Raw genomic sequence first — 22,671 nt, 5'->3', positions numbered from 1 at the left:
TTACATCTCTTTTTTACTTACAGAGTCAGGAGTACTCACAGCGCTGTCTGATTCTTTTTCTACTGAAGTCTCACTTAACAAAAAGTTATTAAGTGAAAGTTCTAGGGCATCAAGCAATACGTCAATATCTTGTGATGTATGATTTGACGTAAGCGTTATGCGCAGCCTATCTTGGTTTTTCGGTACAGTAGGCTGCCTGATAGCCGTTGCCCAAATGCCGCGCTGTTTTAGCCCCTCACTTAGCGCTATCGCGCGCTCCGGGCTACCAACGATAATAGGCTGAATCGCACTTTGTGATTGCCCCAAAGTGATTTCAATTGGTGCATCGCCTTTCGCGCTTATATTAAGTGTCTGTCCAAAACGTTTTCGAAACGACTCTCTGAAATAGGTGATATTGGTTTGTAGCGTCTCGCGGCGGGCAGTATCACTGGCGATATGTGTAAGAGAGTACAAGGTCGCGACCGCTTGTGCTGGTGGCATGGCAGTGGAATACACGTAGTGTTTAGAAAAATTCACCAGATAATCAATTAGGGTTTGGCTTCCCGCAATAAAGGCGCCGGCTGTGCCCACTGCTTTGCCAAATGTTCCCATAACAATAGGCGTTTGTTGCTGGCTTAAGTTTAGTGCTTCTGCTGTGCCGAAGCCGTTTTCACCCAATACACCCATACCGTGTGCATCGTCTAACATGAACCATGCATTATATTTAGCGGCCAGTTCAGCGATACCTTCACAAGGCGCTATGTCACCGTCCATACTAAACACACCTTCACTGGCAATCAGAATGTCTTGCTGGTTTGCATCAGAATTACCAACCGCATCGGGCACCTGGCTTTGACAAACGCTCGACAGCATGCTCTCTAAATGACTTAGATCGTTATGCTTGAAACGGCGAAGCTTGGCGCTATCAGATACACATTGCGCTCCCTCTAAAAACGAAGCGTGCATGAGCTTATCAGCAATTATGTGCCCTGCTCTCGCGCTTTTATTCGGGTGAGACATGTGAGGAAAAAGTGCCATGCACAGTGCCTGATTGGCGGCAAAGCCAGAGTTGAACAACAGCGCAGCTTCTCGGTTTAACCCATCGGCAATGTAGGCTTCTAGCGCCAAATGAGCCTGTGTGTGCCCAGTTACCAATGGCGATGCACCACTGCCACCACCAAATTGCGCTAACCCCTCAACCCAACTTTGCAATACACCCTCATGCTGGCGCATGCCTAAGTAGTCATTGCTTGAAAAGTTAAGATAGTGCTCACCGTTAATACAAATAATGTTGTCTTTTTCGTATTGTTGGCAGTGGCGCTGGCGCAGCAAGCCTTGCTCGGCCCGCGCGCTCAGCGAATCTTCTAACCAGTGAAAGGCCATTACGCCTCCGTTAAATGCTGTTTCTTTGGCGCTACCTTAGGCTTGGTTGCATCAATAAACAAGTCGTTACTGTCGTCGGCTTGTTCTTGTTGCTGGGCAATTTCTTCTTCTAACACTTGTTGATGTGCTTCGTCTGAGTAATCCCTTGTACGCTCAGTATTAATACCAAGCTTTTTGAACAGCATTACATCTTCATGGGTATCTGGATTTGACGTGGTTAACAGCTTGCAGCCATAGAAAATGGAATTCGCACCTGCCATAAAGCAAAGCGCCTGCATTTGTTCGTTCATTGCTTCGCGGCCTGCCGACAAGCGCACATGTGACTTAGGCATCATAATACGGGCAACGGCAATAGTGCGAATAAACTCAAAGTAGTCCAAGTCTTCTACACTATCGAGTGGCGTACCTTTTACTTTAACCAACATATTAATAGGTACACTTTGAGGCTGCTCAGGAAGGTTTGCTAATTGCACTAACATACTAGCGCGATCGCTCACCGTTTCTCCCATGCCAACAATTCCCCCAGAGCAAACGTTCATACCTGCAGCACGCACGTTCTCTAACGTATTCAATCGGTCCTGGTAAGTACGGGTCGTGATAATATCGCCGTAGTATTCCGGAGAGGTATCAAGGTTGTGATTATAATAATCAAGGCCCGCTTGCTTTAAGGCCACAGCTTGATCGCGGGTTAACATACCCAGCGTCATGCAGGTTTCTAAGCCTAAGCTTTTCACCTCTTCAACCATTTTTAAAATGTAAGGCATGTCTCTGTCGCGCGGGTTTCGCCAAGCAGCCCCCATACAAAAACGGGTTGAGCCTACTTGCTTTGCTTCTTTCGCACGCTGGATGACCTTTTCGATTTCTAGCAGGCGCTCTTTCTCAAGGCCCGTATCATAGCGGGCACTTTGCGGGCAGTACTTACAGTCTTCAGGGCAAGCACCGGTTTTAATCGACAAAAGCGTGCTGACCTGCACTTCATTCGGATTAAAATGCTGTCTATGCACTACTTGGGCATTAAACAGTAAATCGTTAAATGGCATGGCAAACAAAGCTTCGACTTCGGCTTTGGTCCAATCGTTTCGAATAGTTGTCGTTTGCGCAGAATGCGCACTAGCCAGCGTCATTGACTGTCCTTTACTAATTATTATTGCAGGCTTAGTCTATGCCCCAATATCGAGTTGTCAACTCTGACCAATTTCAAACCTTTACCAATGGTTAATTTGTGAACAATATAGAATTTGATAAACAACACATTTGGCATCCCTATACCTCGGCGGTTAATCCCCTTCCCTGCTATGAAGTAGTTGGTGCAAAAGGCGCTGAGCTTACCTTGGCCACCGGTGAAGTATTAGTAGACGGCATGTCTAGCTGGTGGGCTGCAATTCACGGCTACAACCATCCTGTACTCAACGATGCTGCGCACAACCAAATTGACGCATTTTCTCACGTTATGTTTGGCGGTATTACCCACCAGCCGGCGGTAGATTTGTGTAAATCGTTACTTAACATGGTGCCGGCAGGTTTAGAGCGTGTATTTTTAGCAGACTCTGGCTCAGTGTCTGTTGAAGTTGCGATAAAGATGGCGATTCAGTATTGGGCATGCCAAGGGCGCACAGAGAAGTCGCGCATTGTCGCGCCGCGCAATGGCTACCACGGCGACACGTTCGCTGCAATGAGCGTGTGCGATCCCATTAACGGTATGCATAGTTTATTTGAGGGTGTACTGAGCAAGCAGATTTTTGCGCCCGCCCCTCAAACTCGCTTTGGGCAAACGTTTAGCGAAGATGACATTCTTCCACTTGAAGAGATTTTTGAAAAGCATCACCACACCATGGCAGCCCTTATCCTAGAACCTGTTGTTCAAGGCGCGGGAGGCATGCGTATTTATCACCCCGAATACTTAAAGCGCTGCCGCCAACTTTGCGATACCTACGACGTACTTCTAATTTGCGATGAAATTGCTACTGGCTTTGGCCGTACAGGCAAACTCTTTTCTTGCGAGCATGCAGGCATTTCGCCTGACATTATGTGTTTGGGTAAAGCGATTACCGGTGGTTATATGACCCTTGCCGCGACCTTGTGTACCGAAGATGTGGCATTAGGAGTTTGCCAAGGTGAGCCGGGCGTTTTTATGCACGGTCCAACCTACATGGGAAACCCGTTAGCTTGTGCGGTGGCCAATGCTAGTCTATCGCTCATCAACCAAAACCATTGGCAGCAACAAGTTCCTGCCATTGAGAAACAATTACAAAGCGAATTGGCAAAATGTGCAGACTTACCGCGAGTTACCGACGTAAGGGTGTTAGGTGCTATAGGGGTAGTCGAGACGGCAAATCCAGTCAACGTAGCCGAAATTCAACGCCATTTTGTGAAACAAGGCGTGTGGATACGTCCATTTGGGAAGTTGGTATACATTATGCCTCCGTACATCATATCTTCCGAGCAATTAAGTAGGTTGACCCACGCCATTTACACAGCCTTGAAATAACAAGAGAGGTTGTTAGGCTATTTACTTACTTTTTGTCCATACAAGAGATTTAACATCGAATCGCCTGTTTATTGAAAGTGAAAACCTCTTTATGCAACGTGCATATATCGAATATTAAACGGGTACTTAATAGTGAGTCTTTATAGCGAGTTTTAAATGATAGTGCGTGTTTTAGATAAAGTTGTATTTGCAGTTTTGTTTATCATCACACTACAAGTCCCCATTTTGGCGGATCACTATCGCCAATACCTTAATGGTTATTACGACGCCTTGCGTGATGAAGTTTCTAGTTCTTCAGTATTGGCAAAACAGCATGGCTTCTCTTCTGTTGAAGCCATGCTTGATAGCTTACAGAAAAACAGCGAACCCGTTGTGCGCGAAAACGCGTCCATGAAAGCTGCTCGCTTTGCGCAGATCACTACTTTAGAACAAGGTATGAGAAAGCTAGAACACGGCCATTATTTTGAAAAGCTCGTGTTTATGGCCTCACCTTCTCAATATGAAACGCTTAAACGCGTGCTCGATAATTTCAGTCCGTCTGTGCCGCTAACACCTTCCTCAATAGTATTTAGTTTAGTTACCGCTATATTACTTAACCTGTTAATTTGGACACCGCATTTCTGCTACTGTCAGGTTAAGAAATTAAAAGACAGGCCGAAGCGTTACTCTTACAGGTAGTGCCCACAAAGCGCCTGACTTGATAGCTCCTGTAAGGATCCCCCTATCAGAGTCCCCCTGTAGAAATATGAAACTGTGCCTGCTTTAGCGCATATCTCTCTCGCATTTCAATGAGCGGGCACTCGCCTAAACCGCCCCTATAGTTCCTCGCTCTAGCAGCGTCTTTAACATCAAATTCCCCTTGTACGAGCATCAGGAAGTTGCTTCATAAGAGTTGGCATTCTTGATGCAACACTAATTGTGAGAGTTGTGTTGAAGGATTGCTGGCTTTAAGAAACAACTATCAAGAATAAAAGATAAACGCTTGATAAACAGCAGCTTAAACACAAAGAGTTATACAGGAGATATTTATATGCCAACAGATGCACAATTATTAATCGGGAAAGTGTTGCAAATAAAAGACAAAATTATTGCAAAACGCCACTGTATTCCAAGCGACCTAAAAGCGGAGTGGAATACGCTAGATGAGCAAACAGCGTGTTTTGAAAGTGAGGCGCTTTATAGAACTGCTGTGAAAGGCCAGGAAATGAATAAGCACATCGAATATAAAGGTTCGGTAAAAGAGCTTTCTCAACTGGTGAAGCAGCTTAAAACTTTAAATAAAAAGGTTAACGTTACACAAGTCCGTCATTAAGGCCTCAAGCATTCGTCGTGCCTAAGGCCTAAGCCAAAATTTGTGTTACTTTTTCTTTTTAAGGAGTACTAATGTTCTTACTTTACGCGTGCCATAGCTGGCAAGTCGTAGAAAGTCTTCGCGGGCGACCGGAATGTGTTGATACTCAACAGGCTGCCCCTCACTCGCGTCAGGATCGTGCAGATAGTAGCAGTGAGGATCGCAGCTAGTCACCGCTACCCAATGGGGTACTTTTTTCTTATCGAATGCGTATGTGCTGATTAAGCATAATACTGCCCCACCAGCTTTAAGCGTTTGATCAATAACATCAATTCGCCAGTCAGAGATTTCAACAGAAATCCCCTTTCTACGTGCCTCTTCAATAAACTGCGATTCAACATTTTCGACTATGGCTTTCTTGTTAGTACCTCTAACACCATCAACGAAAAGCGGGACATCCTGATTGATTATCACTTTTGCTGCATAGCCTTCGTTTACCGCAGCAAGGGCTAACCCTACAGGGTGACAACCACCATGGCCCGACATCATAAATATCGTGGTGGCAGTACGCCACAACGATAATTCTTTTTCCTGCGTCATTTCATAGCGATTGTTCAATGCACACAATGCCATCATCAGTGCCGAAGGGCCGCAGGTGAAATCAGTTGTTTGCTGGTACCACGGATAAATCTCTGGCTTAACTGACTTACTTGGCACCAACACTTTTTGCATACGCAATGCGTCAGTGTGATCGTCGTAATAATCGGTATACATACCAAATTGACTAAATCCTAACTTTTTATATAAAGCAATGGCGCCAGCATTACCTACTGCCACTTCTAGGCGCATAAATCGCTTTCCCCGCAAAAGCGCCCGCTCCCCCAAGCTGTTTATAAGCTTTTCAGCAACGCCAAGCCCACGCGCTTCTGGCAATACCGCAATAGAATACAGTCGAGTGAGCTGCGTACCGCGACGTAGCAACAACAGTCCATAGCCAACAATGCTATTTATACTCGGCTTATTTTTGTCGAGGTTAGAACTTGAAGTCGACGGCTCACGCTCGGCCACAATAAGCTCTGCGTGCTTTGCATCAATATAAAATTTGAAGCGGCTTTTACTTAGCCTATCGGTGGTAAAGCAGGTTTGCTCGATATGCTGAAGCGAAGCAAGGTCGTGTAATGTCGCAACACGCAGCACTACATTCGACTGTGTAGAGGGCGCGCGGGCACTTTTTGTCGAAATAGTATTCGACGCACCTTCAGCCAGGCCATATGCACCATTTGTGCTTTCCTGTGGACTTGCATTATTCACTTCAATCACCCGCTCAGCCGATGTGTTCATCGCCCTCTTTGCTCCAACCTGTCAGCAAATTCCTGCATAATAAGTTCATACAGTTCTTTGCCTAAATACTTATCTTCCACACCCGAGTCAATACTAGGGTTGTCGTTCACTTCAATAACATAAACCGCGTTGCCGGTTTGCTTGATATCTACACCGTACAAGCCATCACCCACCGCTTTAGCGGCCTTGATAGCAGCTTGTAACACCGGCTTAGGTACTTCAAACGTTGGCATTGTGGCAAACCCACCCGAAGAGAATCGATCGCCCTGGTGGTTGTAAATCTGCCAATGGTTACGCACCATAAAGTACTGACATGCGTAAATAGGTTTGCCACCTAGCACACCAATTCGCCAGTCGAATTCAGTGAATATATATTCCTGAACCAAAACAAGCGCCGATTCAGCTAGCATTTGTTCTAGGCGCGTTTTTAACGCCTCTTTATTTTCAGCTTTGTGCACACCGCGAGAAAACGAGCTTTCTGGCAGCTTTAACACCAACGGCAAACCAAAGTCAGCAATGAGCTTTTCGCATACTTCATCGGTAGCGCTCGATACGAAGGTCGCTTTTGGCGCTGGCACTTTCTGATAAGCAAACGCGTCCTGCAGGTACACTTTGTTACAGCAGCGCAGAATTGACTGTGTGTCGTCCATCACCACAATCCCCTCTCGCTCGGCGGCACGGGCTAAGCGATAAGTATGGTGGTCAATTGCTGTCGTTTCACGAATGAACAATGCATCATAATGCCCCAATTCTTCTTGCGACAGGCGACTCACCACATCTGCGCGAAAGCCCACTTTTTCAGCTGCTTTCACAAAGTTTTTAATGGCGCGTTCGTCACTAGGCGGCGTGCTCTCTTCTGGGTTAACCAAAATGGCCATATCCCAGCGCGTGCGCTTGCTTGTTTTACGGGCTTTCCACTGTATTTTGGTATGTGCTTCTAATTGCTCAATGAAACGCGCTTGTTGTTTGGTGTTTAAGTCTTTAAACGCTTTTGCCTGTACGCTTGCAAAGCCTTCAATTTGTACTTTACCCGTGGCTTTAGGCGACACTTTTGTATCGGTAACCGTTGGGCTTAACACCAAAACAGGGTACGGGTATTTTTCAAACGCTTGGCGCGCCAAACGCTTAAAGCGCTGATCTTTCACTTCGCCGAAAAGTACTAATATAGGCTCATCAGTAATTTCCGTATTGTCTTGAGATACCGACAAAGAGAAGACGATGCGATCGATACTTTTCTCTTCCGCCATGCGTAAATCGTTAATGGTATTTACAGAAGGCAATACAGAGTGATTACGTGCCTGAGCCAAAAGTGAACAATAGTACCCTTCGCTTAAGTAACGCGTGGTATCACAAATATTGATAACGCGTGTTTTGGGCTCGTTCAACTTTGGAAACTCAGCAAGATAATCTTGAAAAGTCAGCACGGTTAAAGCTGTGTTACAAAAAGGAGTAACATCATCAGTAACAATCAGTGTATTGTGCATGTAATTCGCTTCTAAATAGTGTGTTGTCAGTTACAATTAAGGGCGTGTTTGTTCAATTTACAAACACGATTAAAGTAGCGCTGAGTTTACGCTTTACTCATCATTTGCATAGCATTATCAGCACGGCTTTTTTTCATCGTTAAGACAACGAAAACTAATGTGCATTTGAATAGATTGAAACGACTTTTGTTTATTGAGTTTGCCTATACATTGAAGTAAGCAAACAAGATACGAATGGTTTAAGGAGTACGTATGTTATTAGCCAGCTTGGCTATTTTAATCGGATTACCGGTTTTGCTTTGGAGCGCAGGGAAGTTTGTAGGTGGTGCCGCATCGGTAGCCAATCATTTCGGCGTTTCCCCCTTGCTCATCGGTATGCTCATTATTGGGTTTGGTACATCGGCCCCCGAGATTATTGTTTCCATATTTGCTGCAATCCAGGGCAACTCCGGAATAGCGCTCGGTAACGCTTACGGCTCTAATATCGCCAATATTCTGTTAATCCTTGGCCTTACCGCAATCATTAGTCCTATTGCGGTTAAATCAGAAATCATTAAGAAAGAACTGCCTGTTTTACTTGGCATCACCTTCTTTGCCGCATGGCAGGTGTGGGACTTAAATATCTCGAAAGACGACGCATTCTCTTTGTTAGGACTGTTTGTGCTTCTGCTTTCTTGGAGTATTTATCACGGCATGAAAGGCGACAAAGACGCCCTTGCCGACGAATACGATGAAGAGATTAATAGCAACGAAGGTACAGTAAAAACCCACGTAATGTGGTTGATTGCAGGGCTTTTATTGCTAGTTGCAAGCTCGCGTATGCTGGTATGGGGCGCGGTAGAAGTCGCCACCTTCTTTGGTGTTAGCGATACTATTATCGGGTTGACGGTTATCGCAATTGGTACATCGTTACCAGAACTTGCGTCATCGCTAATGGCGGTGAAGAAAGGCGAACACGATTTAGCCATTGGTAACGTGATCGGATCTAACATGTTCAACACTTTGGCAGTAGTGGGCATTGCAGGCACCATTCAGCCAATGACTGTAGGTTCTGAGTTTTTATACCGCGACGTTATGGTGATGTTCGCATCAACCATTGCCCTATTCATTTTCTGTATTGGCATTAAGCGTCAAGGACGTTTAAACCGTCTGGAAGGCGGAGCATTTGTGCTGGCCTACGCGGCCTATACGTACTGGCTTATCCAAGCTGCTTTTATTTAAGTTATTGCCGCAAGCCTTGTAAATAATAACGCTTATTATGCATCGCTCACTTGATGGGAAGCTCATAGCAAACCCGTCAAGTGACATAAACACCGCTTGTCGAAAGCGCTACTCACAAAGCTTTGTCATTTTGCCCTTGAGTTATGTTTTTGACGTGCACCGCAAGTAGAGCGCTTTCTCTATTTACAGGCCCAGTGTGGTAGCCAGTGTGATTAGGCTTATCGCCGCAATAGCAAATAGAATGAATAGGTTTATGCCAAAGCTATCGCTTTGACGACGATTTCTTCTGGCACGCATAATTATGCTAACCAAACTCACGATCAAACATACCTGCAGCATGATGGTCATGGCCGACAAATGACTTTCAGACCAACTGGTATCGCCTTTTATTCCCCAGTACTGCTGCACGCCACTGATAAAGTCAGGGCGCGCATAGTGAAACAGTATGAGTACGACAACCATGCCAACCCAGCCAACAATGTTTAACCCAAGCATCACCTTATAAAAAGGCGTTTTAGAACGGGGCGTTGAACGTCGCTCTGCAAGTTGCTCGTAAGTCATAGAACTTCTCTCATTTTCGGCATCGTTAGAACGGTCAGCGTCACTTTGCGTAGCACTCGGTTCTTGTGCTTGCTGAGACACTGGCGTGTTCGAATCATTTTTATTTCCCATTTGTCACTCTGTTCTCTGGCATCCCGCTTTATGTTGGGTATACTAGCGTGCTATTGGATTGTATTTCATTGGTTATTTTTACATCACCAAGTCATGTTTCGATCTGTATTTTGCTTATATTTGGCACCAAGCGAATTGCGAAATGCCTATTTGAAAAGCGAAAAGCTAATACAGATTCTAGTAAGTTATCGGCATGGCAATCCAAAAACATTGACTATAAAGCAAATTTTAGTGCATTTTTACATCCACAGTTTAATGCACTGTGTTGTTGAAAATGACTCAATAGTAAGCAACAACATAAAATTAGTAAGACGGAGAAATTAACATGACGCATGCGCCCGTAGTTGACGTACTTAAAGGTAAGTACGCCGTTGGCGAATCGGTAACCGTAAAGGGTTGGGTAAGAACACGCCGCGACTCTAAAGCGGGGTTATCATTTATTGCACTACACGACGGTAGTTGCTTCGATCCTGTACAAGTTATTGCGCTAAATTCTCTGTCAAATTATGCCGATATCCAGCGCTTAACAGCAGGCTGCTCATTATCGGTTACCGGAACAGTGAAAGAGTCTCAGGGCCAAGGCCAAGCCGTTGAAATTGACGCAACTGACGTTGAAATTTTAGGTTGGGTAGAAAACCCTGATACCTACCCAATGGCCGCTAAACGCCACAGCATTGAGTACCTTCGCGAATATGCGCACCTTCGCCCACGCACGAACGTTATCGGCGCGGTAACCCGCGTTCGCAACTGTTTATCGCAGGCTATTCACCGCTTTTTCCACGAGAAAGGCTACTTCTGGATCTCTACGCCAATTCTAACGGCTAGCGATACAGAAGGTGCAGGTGAAATGTTCCGCGTATCAACGCTTGATATGATGAATCTTCCACGCGACGACAAAGGCAATGTTGACTACTCAGAAGATTTCTTCGGCAAAGAAACCTACCTTACGGTATCAGGTCAGCTTAACGTTGAAACTTACTGTACAGCTATGTCGAAGGTGTACACCTTCGGGCCTACGTTCCGTGCAGAAAACTCAAACACATCTCGCCACCTTGCCGAGTTTTGGATGATTGAGCCTGAAGTGGCGTTTGCTGAATTGAAAGATGTTGCACAGCTTGCTGAAGACATGCTGAAATATGTATGTAAGGCCGTGCTTGAAGAACTGCCTGATGACATGGCGTTCTTTGCTCAGCGTATTAAGAAAGACGCCATTGAGCGTTTAGAAAAGTTAGTAAGCTCTGACTTTGTTCGCATGGACTACACAGACGCTATCGAAATTCTGCAAAACTGCGGCAAAGAATTCGAATTCCCTGTTGAGTGGGGTATCGATTTATCTTCTGAACATGAGCGCTATCTTGCAGAAGAGCACGTTGGTGCGCCAATTATCATGCAGAACTACCCGAAAGATATTAAAGCGTTCTACATGCGCATTAACGATGACGGTAAGACTGTTGCAGCAATGGATGTACTTGCGCCAGGCATCGGTGAAATCATCGGTGGTTCACAGCGTGAAGAACGACTAGACGTTTTCGATGCACGCCTTGACGAAATGGGCCTATCGAAAGAAGACTACGCGTGGTACCGCGACCTTCGCCGCTACGGCACCGTACCTCACTCAGGTTTCGGTCTTGGTTTCGAGCGTCTTGTGGCATACGTAACCGGCATGCAAAACGTACGTGACGTGATCCCATTCCCACGTACACCAGGCAACGCTAGCTTCTAAGCAGTTGTTTACTATATTTTTAAAGCCCGCTGCTGCATGCGGGCTTTTTATTTTTTAAACCCTTGTATCTTTGCGCTAATTTATGGATTTACTGAAATACCAATGGCAGCTGAGCGACATGGTACTACAGTGTAAGCATAGCCAATGTCATCTTCCTGCGTTGGCTCGATTTGCAAAATTTCGTAGTCGTTAAGCTCAATAACGCGCGTCCCCTCAGGATGAGCACAGCGGGAGCGAGAGTCTGCTTCAAACTCATAAATAAAACTAGCTAGTGCCTGGCGCTGTGTTTTTTTATAACGAATACTTTTTTGTTTTGCATCGGTGAGAAGCGCGGTTAAATCTTCTTCCAACTCAGAAGTCTCATCTTCTTGCTCATCGATTGGTTTGCCCTCGCCATTTTCAGGCTGGGCTTCAATCTCATTTTCTATTGTTATCAACGCATTAGCGCTTTCATTACTGAATTCAGATAGTAGTCCCACCTGCCCTGCCAAAACGCCTAGCTGCAGGGCGACACCAAGGGTCCACACAAACCTTGCAACAGCGGTGGATAACACATAACGATAGCCTGGTTGATGCCATAGCCTTTGTACACCAAAGGGCTTTAATAATAATAGGAAAAACACATAAACAAAGATAACTAACATCCCGCCAACAAGTGCCATTAAGGTGGTGACAAAGAACCAGCTTGGCACCATAAGTATGAGCGCGAAATTGTGACTGTAGGGCAGCGCGCCTGCGGAAACGCCGGTTATGCTATTTACTAGCCCACTAGCGGACGCTAATGCGAAGTTTGCGATAACGGCGTACACAAATAAAATAATCGCTTTTCCCGGTAAGCTGTTCCAAAGGCTCATAAATTTAGGCCAGGTCTCGCTCACGATGCCAGCGAGCGCAAACCCAAACATAATGACCTCAAAAAGCCGGCTTTCGATACTGAAAAACAGTTGCAGTAAAAGCATCCCCGTTGCCAAGAAATAACAACGCTGAGCGAAGGTAATACTTACCCAAAAACGTAAAAAGCCAATACGCCTTTTTAGAAGTAAACGGTTTAACTGCTTCTTTACTTTTCCATACACGCTGCGAATTTCGTTTGCTGTTTCCATCACTTAGTCGTCAATTATTGTTGTTATACTTTTAAATAAGGCTAGCTATACTTCCCGACATGCTCGCAATAAGCTATGCTGTTGATGCTAAAAATCAACGGGTTATACCTCTAGGCTACTATTTATCTTACAACGAGCATACAAAAAGTGTCGTGCAAAAGCTTATGGCTGAATCAAATACGTTATCGATAGTTTGTGAGCAATGCCATACTCAGGTAAACATCCCCGTTCTGGCACACAGGCAACGGGCCGTATGTCCGGTATGCAACCACACGCTTATATCTCATCGCAATGGGGCAAGTGAAAAGTTACTCGCTTATGCTTTCAGTGCTTTGATCTTTTTATTGCTCTCACTACCTTTTAATTTCCTGACATTCAAAGCGAGCGGGCAAAAGCACAGTATCGACCTTCCCACTGGAATAACCGTACTGATTGAACACGACTACTTGTCGTTAGCGATAATAACCAGTTTAGCCACATTACTGCTACCCGGTATGGTATTAGCAGGTCTGTTGCTTTTATCTTTAGCCCAATTACAAAACCGTCGCCCTTTTTATTTGCCTCGGCTCTACAAACTTGTCAAAGCGCTTTTGCCTTGGAGCATGGCTGAAATTTTTCTTGTAGGTACCTTAGTTAGTCTTATCAAAATTACCGAGCTGGCCGATGTTTCTATCGGCCTGTCGTTTTACGCCTTTGTTGGCTTCTCGGCATTTACTGCACTTTGCATATCCCAATTCGATACCACACGTTACGCTATGTGGATGTCACGCGGGCAACCTCCGCAACCTAAGCCACTCTGTGAGAACCAAGCGAAGGCTAGTATTCAGCGAACCTGGGCGCTGTTATTAACCGCTTGTATTTTGTATATTCCTGCTAATGTACTGCCAATTATGTATACTGAATTTTTTGGCCAAGAAACACCAAATACCATTATTGGGGGGGTGATTTCGTTGTGGGAATCGGGGTCGTATCCTGTTGCATTAATTATTTTAATTGCCAGTGTGGTAGTACCCGTGGCGAAAATAATCATTCTTGCTTGGCTTAATTTTTCTGTACAACGTGAGAAAACCACTTCAAAACAATTACGTATACGTTATTACCGCATCACCGAAGCGATTGGGCGCTGGTCGATGATAGACGTTTTTGTTGTAGCAGTGCTGGTGTCTCTTATTCAAATGGGGAACACCATGTCTATTTATCCGGGCCAAGCGGCACTTGCCTTTTGTGCCGTTGTATTTGTAACGATGATAGCCGCGATGACGTTTGACTCGAGGCTAATTTGGCAGCAGTGGAAGCAATTACCATGACCACAGACGATCCGAACATTAATGAAGCAAAGGTCAAGCCGACCTCATCCATTTCTCGTATTTGGATTATTCCCATCCTTGTTATTGTTATCGGTGGCTGGATGGTTTATTACCAGTGGAAAAACCAGGGCCCTTTAATAACGATAGAGTTACACTCGGCTACCGGTATCGAAGTAAACAAAACTCCTATAAAAGTGCGTGACTTGGATATTGGACAAGTAAAGAAAATAACGCTCAAGCCTGATTTAGATGGTGTCCTTGTCACGGCCAGAATTGACGCAAGCGCCGCTCACCTTCTTAATGAAAATGCAAAATTTTGGGTCGTCGCTCCCCGCATAAGTTTTTCCGAAGTATCAGGGCTCAACACGCTTTTATCTGGCAGTTATATTGCTATGTCGGCCCATGATAAAGGCAAAGAGCAACTCCATTTTACGGCACTTGAACGCCCACCGGTTACGCCTCCTGGCACTCCAGGGCTTCATGTTATGTTAAAAAGTGACGACGAATTTGCCTACAAACCTGGCGATCCCGTTATTTATAAAGGGTTTAAAGTTGGCGAGTTTGAAGACGCTACCTTTAATATTGAAGAACGTGTGGTGTATTACGACGCATTTATTGAAGCGCCTTACCATAAACTCATAACCAACACGACACGTTTCTGGGATGTCAGCGGTGTTAAATTGTTGCTTGAATCGAACGGTGTAAGCATTGAAACAGGCAGCTTGGAAACCTTATTAGCAAACGGTATTACCTTTGGGATCCCTGACGGCGTGCCAAAAGGTGAACAAGTGCTAGATAACGCCTTTTTCACAATTTATGGGGATAGCACATCCGCCTCAGATGCACGTTATAAAGTCGCCGCTGAATACTTGCTACTTATCGATGAAAGTGTGCGAGGTCTAACCGTTGGCGCACCGGTTGAATACCGTGGTATTGAAATTGGCAACGTAACTGCTATCAACTCCTTCCCTGCTTTAGATGGCAACATTTTGGAGCGAGATTATCCCATCCCCGTGCTTATTAATATTTACCCCGGTAAAGCAAGGCAGCCTGATACCAAAGAAGGCCTTAGTGCAATAAAGCAAACCATTCGAAACTGGCTAGAAAGAGATCTTCGCGCATCGCTACGCATGGGTAATGTATTAACAAGTGGTTTGTATGTAGATTTACAGCATGTACCTGATGCCGACAGTAACGGCGGCATTGAAGTGATTAACGGCTACGAAGTAATTCCTACTGTTAGTAACGAGTTCACGCAATTGACGCAAAAGGCCGACGCAATTTTAGACAAAATCAATCAGCTTCCGCTTAAGGAAATGGTGGAAAATGTGCAGTTAGCCGTTGAAGACATGCGTTTAGCTGCTGAGTCTGTGGAAACGGCGAGCAGCGACTTTGATGTACTTATCGCTGATATTGATGCGAAAGCATTAAATAGTAATCTTAATCAGGTTCTTGTTAGCCTTGATGGCCTGCTTAAAAATTACAGCGAGGGTGGTTTTAACCAGTCTGAGATAAAAGAGACCGTTGATGCGCTGCAAGAAACCATGCGCAACATTCAGCCTTTATTGTTAAAGCTAAACCAGTCTCCGAATAGTTTAATATTTTCAAAGGATGATGAAGCGGACATTCAACCTAAAGCGAAGAATTAGCGCAGTAGAGTCAAACAAATACGCGGTTAATTTTCGAGCAACAATGGCGTAAAAAATGAATGCTCTTTATCCTTGATAATTAGCCGATATTAAGAAAGTAATACGCTACAGTGAATGTCAATTGACAGTATTGCCATAGCGAAACATCCAAAAACAAGGATGGAAGGAATAAATAGAATGATACAGCAGTTTAAGGTTTTCCCATCTCAACCTACAGGTAAAGCACTGTTTATCGGTGTATTTGCGCTTTTCACCTGCGTATTATCGGCGTGTAGTAGCGCGCCTCGTTCGCTGACATACTACTTACTTCACACCACGGGTGACAGTGCATATACCGTAAGCAAAGCATCAACGGCTGTTGTAATAGATAAGATAACCCTACCGGAATATCTCAAACACCGTGGGCTTGTGTACCAAACCAGTGACACCAACTTGCATATCTCAACCAGTCACTTATGGGCCGAACCTGTAGACGAAGGGCTTACTAAGGCGCTAACCAGCGCGTTAGCATCAAAGCAAGTGTCATTGCTTCGCCCCGATCACTACGCAAGTGAAGAAGCCATTCATATGGCGTTGCACCTCAATGATTTTGTCAGCACCTATGAAGGGGAAGTTATTCTATCTGGACAATATGTGATTACTCACGTGAAAGGCCAAACGCAAAGCTACCCATTTTTATTCAAAACGCCCCTGGAAGATGATGGATTTTCTCCAAGTATCAAAGCAATGAGAAATACTATCCAACAACTCGCAGAAGATATTAGAAAAACTGTGACAAAATCTGCTTAATCATGTTCGGCTCTCTCAAGCAATACGTATTTAGTGGCGTAAGCCGTCACTACAAAGATGAAACCAACAGACGCATTATGGTGGTGAACCTTTTTGCGGCAGTGGGTATGTCTATCACGTTCTTGCTTGGCTCCAGGGCTTTTATTGACGGTGAATATTCTCTTTCAACTACGCTCTATACTGCCAGTGTAGTATTTGCTATTTCACAGCGCTTACAAGTTCGGTTTGCGTCAGCCAAAGCTCGTACATGGTCTATAACACTTCTCATTATCTGTTTAATGGTACTGACTCTCCTGCTACTGATTACCGGTGGTAAAGACAATACCGGTCCCCTTTGGATTTACTTGGTGCCGCCAGTCACTATGTTTTTTGCAGGCTTTGTCAGAGGCCTCATCGCACTTATTGCTTACACGCTAGTTAGCGCCATCGTGCTGTTCGGCTTCAATGACGCTTCATTTGTAGCGAACTACACCTACGCGTTTAAAACTCGTTTACTGTATTCTTTTTTAACCGTTTCATTTCTGTCGGCGTTTTATGAGTACAGTAGACAAAAGAGTTACGACACCGCACTTTATTTAAGTGAGCAGTTTGAGCGCCAGGCCAAGCATGACCACTTAACTCAGTTGTTAAACCGGCGAGGTGCGCAGCAGAGTCTAGAGCGCGAATACGCAAGAATGCTGAGAAGCAAACGTAAATTTTCGGTCGCCATTGCAGATATTGACCGCTTTAAAAGTATTAATGACACCTTAGGCCATGAACAAGGTGACGAGGTCCTTCGTCAGATTTCAAAAGTGTTTAGTTCTCGTCTGCGAGGACAAGATATTCTCGCACGGTGGGGTGGCGAAGAATTCATGTTCATCTTTACCGACACTGATGAAGCGGGTGCTGTAAATGCTTTGGAAAATATTCGAGATATTTTGAACAACGCACCGCTTAATATTAACGGTAGCGAGATCCATGTAACGAGTAGTTTCGGGGTGAGCGAAGTGAATCCCGACATAGATATTTCCTGCGCTGTTCGTCGAGCAGACCAAGCACTTTACTATGCCAAAGATAATGGTCGAGATTGCGTGTGTGGATTTTCGTCGTTGAGCTCCCCCTCTTTTTCGGAAAACTAAACCAATTTCCCTGTTTAAATCAGTACGGATAACTGACTTTACACAAAATTGACTCATGTTTAGTTACATTTGCGCTGTATTCCTGAAACACTTTAGCGCTACACTATGTAAAGTATTCGCTATAAAAGTAGATTTAGCCATGAAATGGATGAAAGTTGCACTGCCTATTGGTGTTTTATTAGTAGGCTACTTAGGTATGAAAGGAATCGAAGCCTCTGCCTCTGATAATACTATTACAGAAGAAGTTGATACCCGCCCAACGGTGACTATTGAAGCTTTATCGCCAGAAGACGTGCGCGTTCAACTTACCTCGTATGGCGAAATAACGCCCCTTGAAACCACAAACCTTGCAGCTCAGGTATCGGGAGAAGTTGAGCGCTGGAACCCTAAGTTTGTGAGCGGCGGTCTGGTTCGACGTGGCGAAACCTTATTTGAAATAGAAGCTGACGCATATGAAGCGGCATTGTTGCTGGCTGAAGCTAACCTCGCTAGCGCGCAAGCACAGCTTATCCAAGAGCAAGCCCAAGCTGATGTCGCTGCCAAAGAAGCGAAAACGATGCCTAACGCACGGGTTACTGACCTTTACCTTCGCAAACCTCAAGTGATGAGTGCGCAAGCTGGCGTAAAATCAGCTGAAGCGCAGCTTAAAATCGCAAAGCGTGACTTAGACAACTGTAAGGTAAAAGCACCATACGATGCACTTATAGTATCTAGAGATATCAGCACTGGTGACTATGTAACTCAAGGCACGCCAGTCGCTGTCATTAACAACATCGAATACGCTGAAGTAACCTTCCCTGTAGCCGGCTTTGACCGTGTTTTTCTAGCAGACAACACCATTGGTAGTGAAATCGCCATCGAAGTAGATGATGTGCAGGGCGCTACTGTAAAAGGTACCATTCACCGTGATACGGGTGTGGTAGATAACACCACGCGTATGAGCTATTTCGTTGCCCGTATTGAAGATCCTTACGCCATCAATTCGTCGAAGCCTATCGTGAAGTTTGGTTCATATAGCACAATCGCATTTGAAGGAAAAACCCTTAGCGATGTGTACCGCGTACCTCAAGAGTTGGTAACCAATAGATTGTTATGGACGTTAGATGACGAAGACAGATTAAAATCGCAAAAGGTTAAAGTTGTTCGCGAAGAAAATGGCGACTTCCTTATTCAAGGCGATTTCAATGCCAAAAAAGTCGTGATGAGTTTGCCCGAATATCCTCAAAACGGTATGCCTGTTAAGGTCATTGAGACCACGACCGAAATTGTGACAGCAAAAGCGAACTAAGGAGCTGTCATGGAAAACCACAACGATACACAAACCGGCATTATTTCTTGGTTCGCCAGAAACTCGGTGGCCGCCAACCTACTGATGATTTTTATCATCATCATGGGGATAGCGAGCTATTTCACTATTCAGCGTCAGATGTTTCCAAACATCGAAATAAACTACATCACCGTTGAAGCCAACTACCCTGGAGCTTCACCTCAAGAGATTGAAGAGAGTATTTTCATTAAAGTTGAGGAAGCGGTAAAAGACATTACTGAGATTAAGCGTACGGTTTCACGTGCATTTCGCGGTGGCGGTGCAGTTACACTGGAAATTGATACCAAAGCTGAATTAACAGATGTACTTGATAAGGTGAAGCTTCGCGTTGACAGTATTGCCACCTTCCCTGCAGGCATGGAGCCGGTTAATGTTTCCCAAGTAGAGTTCCAGCAGCAAGTTATCGAAATGCCTATTGTCGGTGACTTGCCTTTATCAGAACTCAAAGTACTGGCAAAAGAGGTGGAAGATGAGCTTCTACAACTTGGCTCTATCTCTTTGGTTGAAGCCAATACGCCGGACGATGAAATTGCCATCGAAATTAAACCTGATACGCTTAGGAAGTACGGCTTAACTATTGCCGATGTCACACAGGCAATTAATAGTTACTCTGCCAACATTTCCGCAGGTCAGCTTAGAACTAACTCAGGTATCGTATCGGTACGTGTTGAAAACCAGTACTACAGCGGCGATGAGTTTAAGCAAATCCCTATTAAAATTGGCACAGGCGGCGCTAAGGTAACCTTGGGCGATGTCGCTTATATCAACGATGGATTTGTTGAAGGTGAACGCTACTTTAAATACAACGGCATGAACGCTATCTACATTGCCGTTAAAGCCACTAAAACCCAAAACACCATTCCTGTAGCCGAAACCGTAAAAGCCTATATTGATCAGAAAAACGAAAGCCTTCCTCAAGGAGTAAGCCTAGAAATTCTGGTTGATATGACCTATTACCTTAACGCTCGTTTAGACATGATGTTGTCGAACCTGGTTCAAGGCTCAATTCTAGTGGCGCTAATGTTAACCCTGTTCTTGCGCTTTAGGCTTGCCGTGTGGGTTATGGTTGGTTTACCGGTATGTTTCCTTGGTGCCATGATGCTAATGCCTTTGTTTGGTGTAAGCATAAACATCCTTTCGCTGTTCGCATTTATCATGGTACTGGGTATTGTGGTTGATGATGCGATCGTTATTGGCGAGAGTGCTTACACCGAAATTGAAAGCAAAGGTGGCGGTGTTGACAATGTAATCCGCGGTGCCAAGCGCGTAGCTACGCCCGCCACATTCGGTGTTTTAACCACTATCGCCGTGTTTGCTCCGTTTACGCTAAGCAGCGGGCCTGAAGGCGCGTTCTTCTATAATATCGCTGTTGTCGTAATCTTGTGTTTAGCATTCAGTCTAGTTGAATCTAAGCTCATTCTGCCGGCCCACTTAGCCCACACTAAATTTTCCCCAGTTAAACAAAATAGCTGGCGGTCGCGTTTTAACAAGCGATTCTTTGCTTTTGTTAACGGTCCTTACAAGCGTTCTCTAGCGAAAGCGATTGAATGGCGCTGGGCTGTACTCATGATGTTCGTCGCAATGCTAATGCTAAGTATGGGGCTTATTGGTGCTAATTACGTAAGAATGGTCCCCAATCCGAAAGTACCTCATGACTTCCCAAGCGTTAAAATAGAGATGAATGAAAACGTCTCAGATTTAGCAACCATTAACGCGTTAAAAATTGTTGAGCAAACAATCTTAGACGTTGAAGAACAAATCATCGATGAGTTTGGTCAAGGCATGATAAGAGACCGCCTGGCGTTTAACGATGACAGAACTGAAGGCCGTATTTTAACGCCGTTAGTTAATGAAGAAGACCGCCCTATTGACACGTTTGAGCTTGCTCGTCGCTGGCGCGAAGCCATTCCTGAAATTACCGGCATGAAATCATTTACCGTAGTTGATGACGTAAACGGTGATGGTGATGACGGCGAATTTGGTTATTTACTCTTTGGCCCTGATATCGACACCCTAAACGCAGCAGGTCTTAAGTTTATTGAAATGCTGCAGCAGCAAGAGGGCTTGTTTGACGTTAGCTCAACTATCGACCCTCCAAGCAAAGAAGTACAAATGACATTGCTTCCAGTTGCGTACGACTTGGGTCTTACTTTATCTAATATCGCTTCTCAAGTAGGTGCAGGCTTCTACGGCGGCGAGGCACAACGTGTTATTCGAAACGGTGAAGAAGTGAAAGTAATGGTGCGCTACCCAGAACTTACCCGCGAACGCTTCGCCGACTTGAAGTACTCTTTGATCACCACGCCTAATGGTCAGGAAGTTATGCTGGGTGACGTTGTGGCCTTAGAGGAGAAACCAGGTATAAGCTACATTCGCCGTGAAGGTGGATACCGTAGCGTTTACATTTGGGGCAATATCGATGAAGAAAAGATTGAGCCAAACGAAGTGGTCACTGAAATTAGAGAGAAGCTACTTCCTCAATTAAAAGAGTCGTTCCCGTCGGTTATGACTGAACTTGGTGGTGACATTGAGGAGCAGCAAGCGCAACAGAATGAGCAGATATTGTTTTTCTTAGCTGCCATGATCATGGTGTATATCCTTCTTGCTGTACCACTTAAAAGCTATGGGCAACCACTTATTATCATGTCGGTTATCCCGTTTAGTTTTACAGGCGCAGTCTTCGGCCACTTTGTGCTGGGCTTAGACTTATCTATGATGTCTAACTTTGGCCTAATCGCTGCTGCGGGGGTTGTTATCAATGACTCACTAGTCATGACTGACTTTGTGAACCAGCGCCGTGCACAAGGCTACAGCATTAAAGAAGCGGTGACCGAAGCTGGTACCGCGCGCTTCCGAGCGATTACGTTAACCTCAATCACTACGTTTGTGGGCGTACTGCCCATTATGTTTGAAACAAGCCTACAGGCAGCGTTTGTTGTACCAATGGCTGCAGCACTCGGCTTTGCAGTACTTTACGCTACGCTTGTAACGCTTATATTGGTGCCGTGCTTGTACTTAATATTGCTTGATTTACGTGGTCCGTTTACGTTTATTAAGCGCAAGATTGTACGCAAAAAGCCTACTAAGGATAACGACGGCAATAGTACTTCACACACACATGTACCTCAGCCAAGTGCATCGATGGACTAGCTTTTATCGCTGAGAAAAGCTACAAACACCTAACTGTTTTAAAATGAGCCTTTATTGGCTCATTTTTTTTGATTATTTATGATGGGAGTCACCATGAGCAACGCCATTTCAATAAGACCCGCCACGCCTGAGGATATTTCACAAATTCGCCAGTTCATTCTGGAACTTGCTATTTATGAAAAAGCAGAGCATGAAGTAGAAGCAGATGAAGAAGCGCTATTAAAAACATTATTCGGAGAAGGCGCAACCGCGCATTGTGTAATGTGTGAAAGCGATGACGCACCTATTGGTTTCGCTGTGTATTTCTTTAATTACTCAACGTGGCAAGGACGCAATGGTCTCTACCTTGAAGATTTGTATGTTTCACCAAAATCACGTGGCCTGGGTGCAGGGAAAGCGTTATTGCAACACTTAGCTAAAACAGCGGTAGAAAACGACTGCGGGCGTTTCGAATGGAGCGTTTTAGATTGGAACAAACCAGCTATCGATTTTTACGAGTCACTTGGCGCTAAACCAAAGAGTGAATGGTTAGGCTATCGTATGGATGGACAGACACTTATCGACTTTGCAAAGCAAGGCGAATAGAGCACAAAGCCTCTAAATACAAAGTGCAAAGATAAAAAAAGCCACTCGCTTTCGCGAATGG

General features: G+C 44.9%; 18 protein-coding genes. 12 read left to right on the top strand and 6 right to left on the bottom strand.

The features are described from left to right. Together ACX5KA_RS05180 and bioB are read right to left on the bottom strand one after the other, a co-directional pair. Window positions 1–1,362: an aminotransferase class I/II-fold pyridoxal phosphate-dependent enzyme gene (locus ACX5KA_RS05180; RefSeq protein WP_458730574.1), complete on the bottom strand. Its 1,362-nt coding sequence runs from the start codon at window positions 1,360–1,362 to the stop codon at window positions 1–3. Further along, window positions 1,362–2,486, bottom strand: a complete 1,125-nt coding sequence (gene bioB, locus ACX5KA_RS05175) for a biotin synthase BioB (RefSeq protein WP_014997873.1) — start codon at window positions 2,484–2,486, stop codon at window positions 1,362–1,364. The genes ACX5KA_RS05180 and bioB overlap by 1 nt, the downstream gene beginning before the upstream one ends. Before the next feature lie 98 nt (window positions 2,487–2,584). Here bioB and bioA point away from each other — a divergent pair, with 98 nt between their 5' ends. The 3 genes from bioA to ACX5KA_RS05160 all read left to right on the top strand — a co-directional run bounded on the left by bioA (window position 2,585) and on the right by ACX5KA_RS05160 (window position 5,162). Further along, window positions 2,585–3,850, top strand: coding sequence for an adenosylmethionine--8-amino-7-oxononanoate transaminase (gene bioA, locus ACX5KA_RS05170; protein ID WP_458730573.1), 1,266 nt, complete (start codon window positions 2,585–2,587; stop codon window positions 3,848–3,850). 156 nt (window positions 3,851–4,006) lie between these two features. Then, window positions 4,007–4,528: a DUF2937 family protein gene (locus ACX5KA_RS05165; RefSeq protein WP_014997871.1), complete on the top strand. Its 522-nt coding sequence runs from the start codon at window positions 4,007–4,009 to the stop codon at window positions 4,526–4,528. A gap of 352 nt (window positions 4,529–4,880) precedes the next feature. Continuing rightward, the gene (locus ACX5KA_RS05160; RefSeq protein WP_039216835.1) at window positions 4,881–5,162 is read left to right on the top strand and encodes a hypothetical protein; all 282 of its coding nucleotides are present in this window, start codon (window positions 4,881–4,883) and stop codon (window positions 5,160–5,162) included. Window positions 5,163–5,207: 45 nt separating this feature from the next. On the opposite strand, the gene ACX5KA_RS05155 is transcribed toward ACX5KA_RS05160, so the two are convergent. Beyond that, window positions 5,208–6,482 carry a GNAT family N-acetyltransferase/peptidase C39 family protein gene (locus tag ACX5KA_RS05155; protein ID WP_458730572.1) on the bottom strand — a complete coding sequence of 425 codons (1,275 nt, stop codon included), beginning with the start codon at window positions 6,480–6,482 and terminating at the stop codon, window positions 5,208–5,210. Beyond that, the gene (locus ACX5KA_RS05150; protein WP_458730571.1) at window positions 6,479–7,966 is read right to left on the bottom strand and encodes a RimK family protein; all 1,488 of its coding nucleotides are present in this window, start codon (window positions 7,964–7,966) and stop codon (window positions 6,479–6,481) included. The genes ACX5KA_RS05155 and ACX5KA_RS05150 overlap by 4 nt, the downstream gene beginning before the upstream one ends. 252 nt (window positions 7,967–8,218) lie before the next feature. On the opposite strand from ACX5KA_RS05150, the gene ACX5KA_RS05145 reads away from it, so the two are divergent. Next, entirely contained in the window at window positions 8,219–9,187 is a 969-nt protein-coding gene (locus tag ACX5KA_RS05145) for a calcium/sodium antiporter (protein WP_049585898.1), read from the top strand. 183 nt (window positions 9,188–9,370) lie between these two features. Here ACX5KA_RS05145 and ACX5KA_RS05140 read toward each other — a convergent pair whose 3' ends face one another. Further along, window positions 9,371–9,859 carry a hypothetical protein gene (locus ACX5KA_RS05140; RefSeq protein WP_156086151.1) on the bottom strand — a complete coding sequence of 163 codons (489 nt, stop codon included), beginning with the start codon at window positions 9,857–9,859 and terminating at the stop codon, window positions 9,371–9,373. Between the two features lie 325 nt (window positions 9,860–10,184). Between ACX5KA_RS05140 and asnS the strand changes: the two genes are divergently transcribed. After that, on the top strand, window positions 10,185–11,582 hold the full coding sequence (asnS, locus tag ACX5KA_RS05135) for an asparagine--tRNA ligase (protein WP_014997865.1): 1,398 nt from the start codon (window positions 10,185–10,187) through the stop codon (window positions 11,580–11,582). An 80-nt stretch (window positions 11,583–11,662) separates the two neighbouring features. Here asnS and ACX5KA_RS05130 read toward each other — a convergent pair whose 3' ends face one another. Next, the gene (locus tag ACX5KA_RS05130; protein WP_039216825.1) at window positions 11,663–12,685 is read right to left on the bottom strand and encodes a hypothetical protein; all 1,023 of its coding nucleotides are present in this window, start codon (window positions 12,683–12,685) and stop codon (window positions 11,663–11,665) included. Between the two features lie 164 nt (window positions 12,686–12,849). On the opposite strand from ACX5KA_RS05130, the gene ACX5KA_RS05125 reads away from it, so the two are divergent. From ACX5KA_RS05125 to ACX5KA_RS05095, 7 genes are all read left to right on the top strand, one after another. Next, window positions 12,850–13,992, top strand: coding sequence for a paraquat-inducible protein A (locus ACX5KA_RS05125; RefSeq protein ID WP_458730570.1), 1,143 nt, complete (start codon window positions 12,850–12,852; stop codon window positions 13,990–13,992). Then, window positions 13,989–15,641, top strand: a complete 1,653-nt coding sequence (gene pqiB / locus ACX5KA_RS05120; protein ID WP_458730569.1) for an intermembrane transport protein PqiB — start codon at window positions 13,989–13,991, stop codon at window positions 15,639–15,641. Before ACX5KA_RS05125 ends, pqiB begins: the two co-directional genes overlap by 4 nt. Window positions 15,642–15,818: 177 nt before the next feature. After that, the gene (locus ACX5KA_RS05115; protein WP_458730568.1) at window positions 15,819–16,430 is read left to right on the top strand and encodes a PqiC family protein; all 612 of its coding nucleotides are present in this window, start codon (window positions 15,819–15,821) and stop codon (window positions 16,428–16,430) included. Between the two features lie 2 nt (window positions 16,431–16,432). Further along, window positions 16,433–17,548, top strand: coding sequence for a GGDEF domain-containing protein (locus ACX5KA_RS05110; protein WP_458730567.1), 1,116 nt, complete (start codon window positions 16,433–16,435; stop codon window positions 17,546–17,548). A 139-nt stretch (window positions 17,549–17,687) separates the two neighbouring features. Beyond that, window positions 17,688–18,836: an efflux RND transporter periplasmic adaptor subunit gene (locus ACX5KA_RS05105; RefSeq protein WP_014948891.1), complete on the top strand. Its 1,149-nt coding sequence runs from the start codon at window positions 17,688–17,690 to the stop codon at window positions 18,834–18,836. Between the two features lie 9 nt (window positions 18,837–18,845). Further along, a complete protein-coding gene (locus ACX5KA_RS05100; protein WP_156086138.1) occupies window positions 18,846–22,025 on the top strand; it encodes an efflux RND transporter permease subunit in 3,180 nt (1,059 codons plus the stop codon). 93 nt (window positions 22,026–22,118) lie between these two features. Continuing rightward, window positions 22,119–22,610 (top strand): GNAT family N-acetyltransferase, encoded by a 492-nt coding sequence (locus ACX5KA_RS05095; RefSeq protein WP_049585890.1) that lies wholly within the window; start codon window positions 22,119–22,121, stop codon window positions 22,608–22,610. Window positions 22,611–22,671 lie beyond the last annotated feature (61 nt).

The organism is Alteromonas alvinellae (assembly GCF_902705805.1).
Note: the sequence above shows the minus strand (reverse complement) of the source record. Positions and strands in the feature narration are given on the sequence as shown.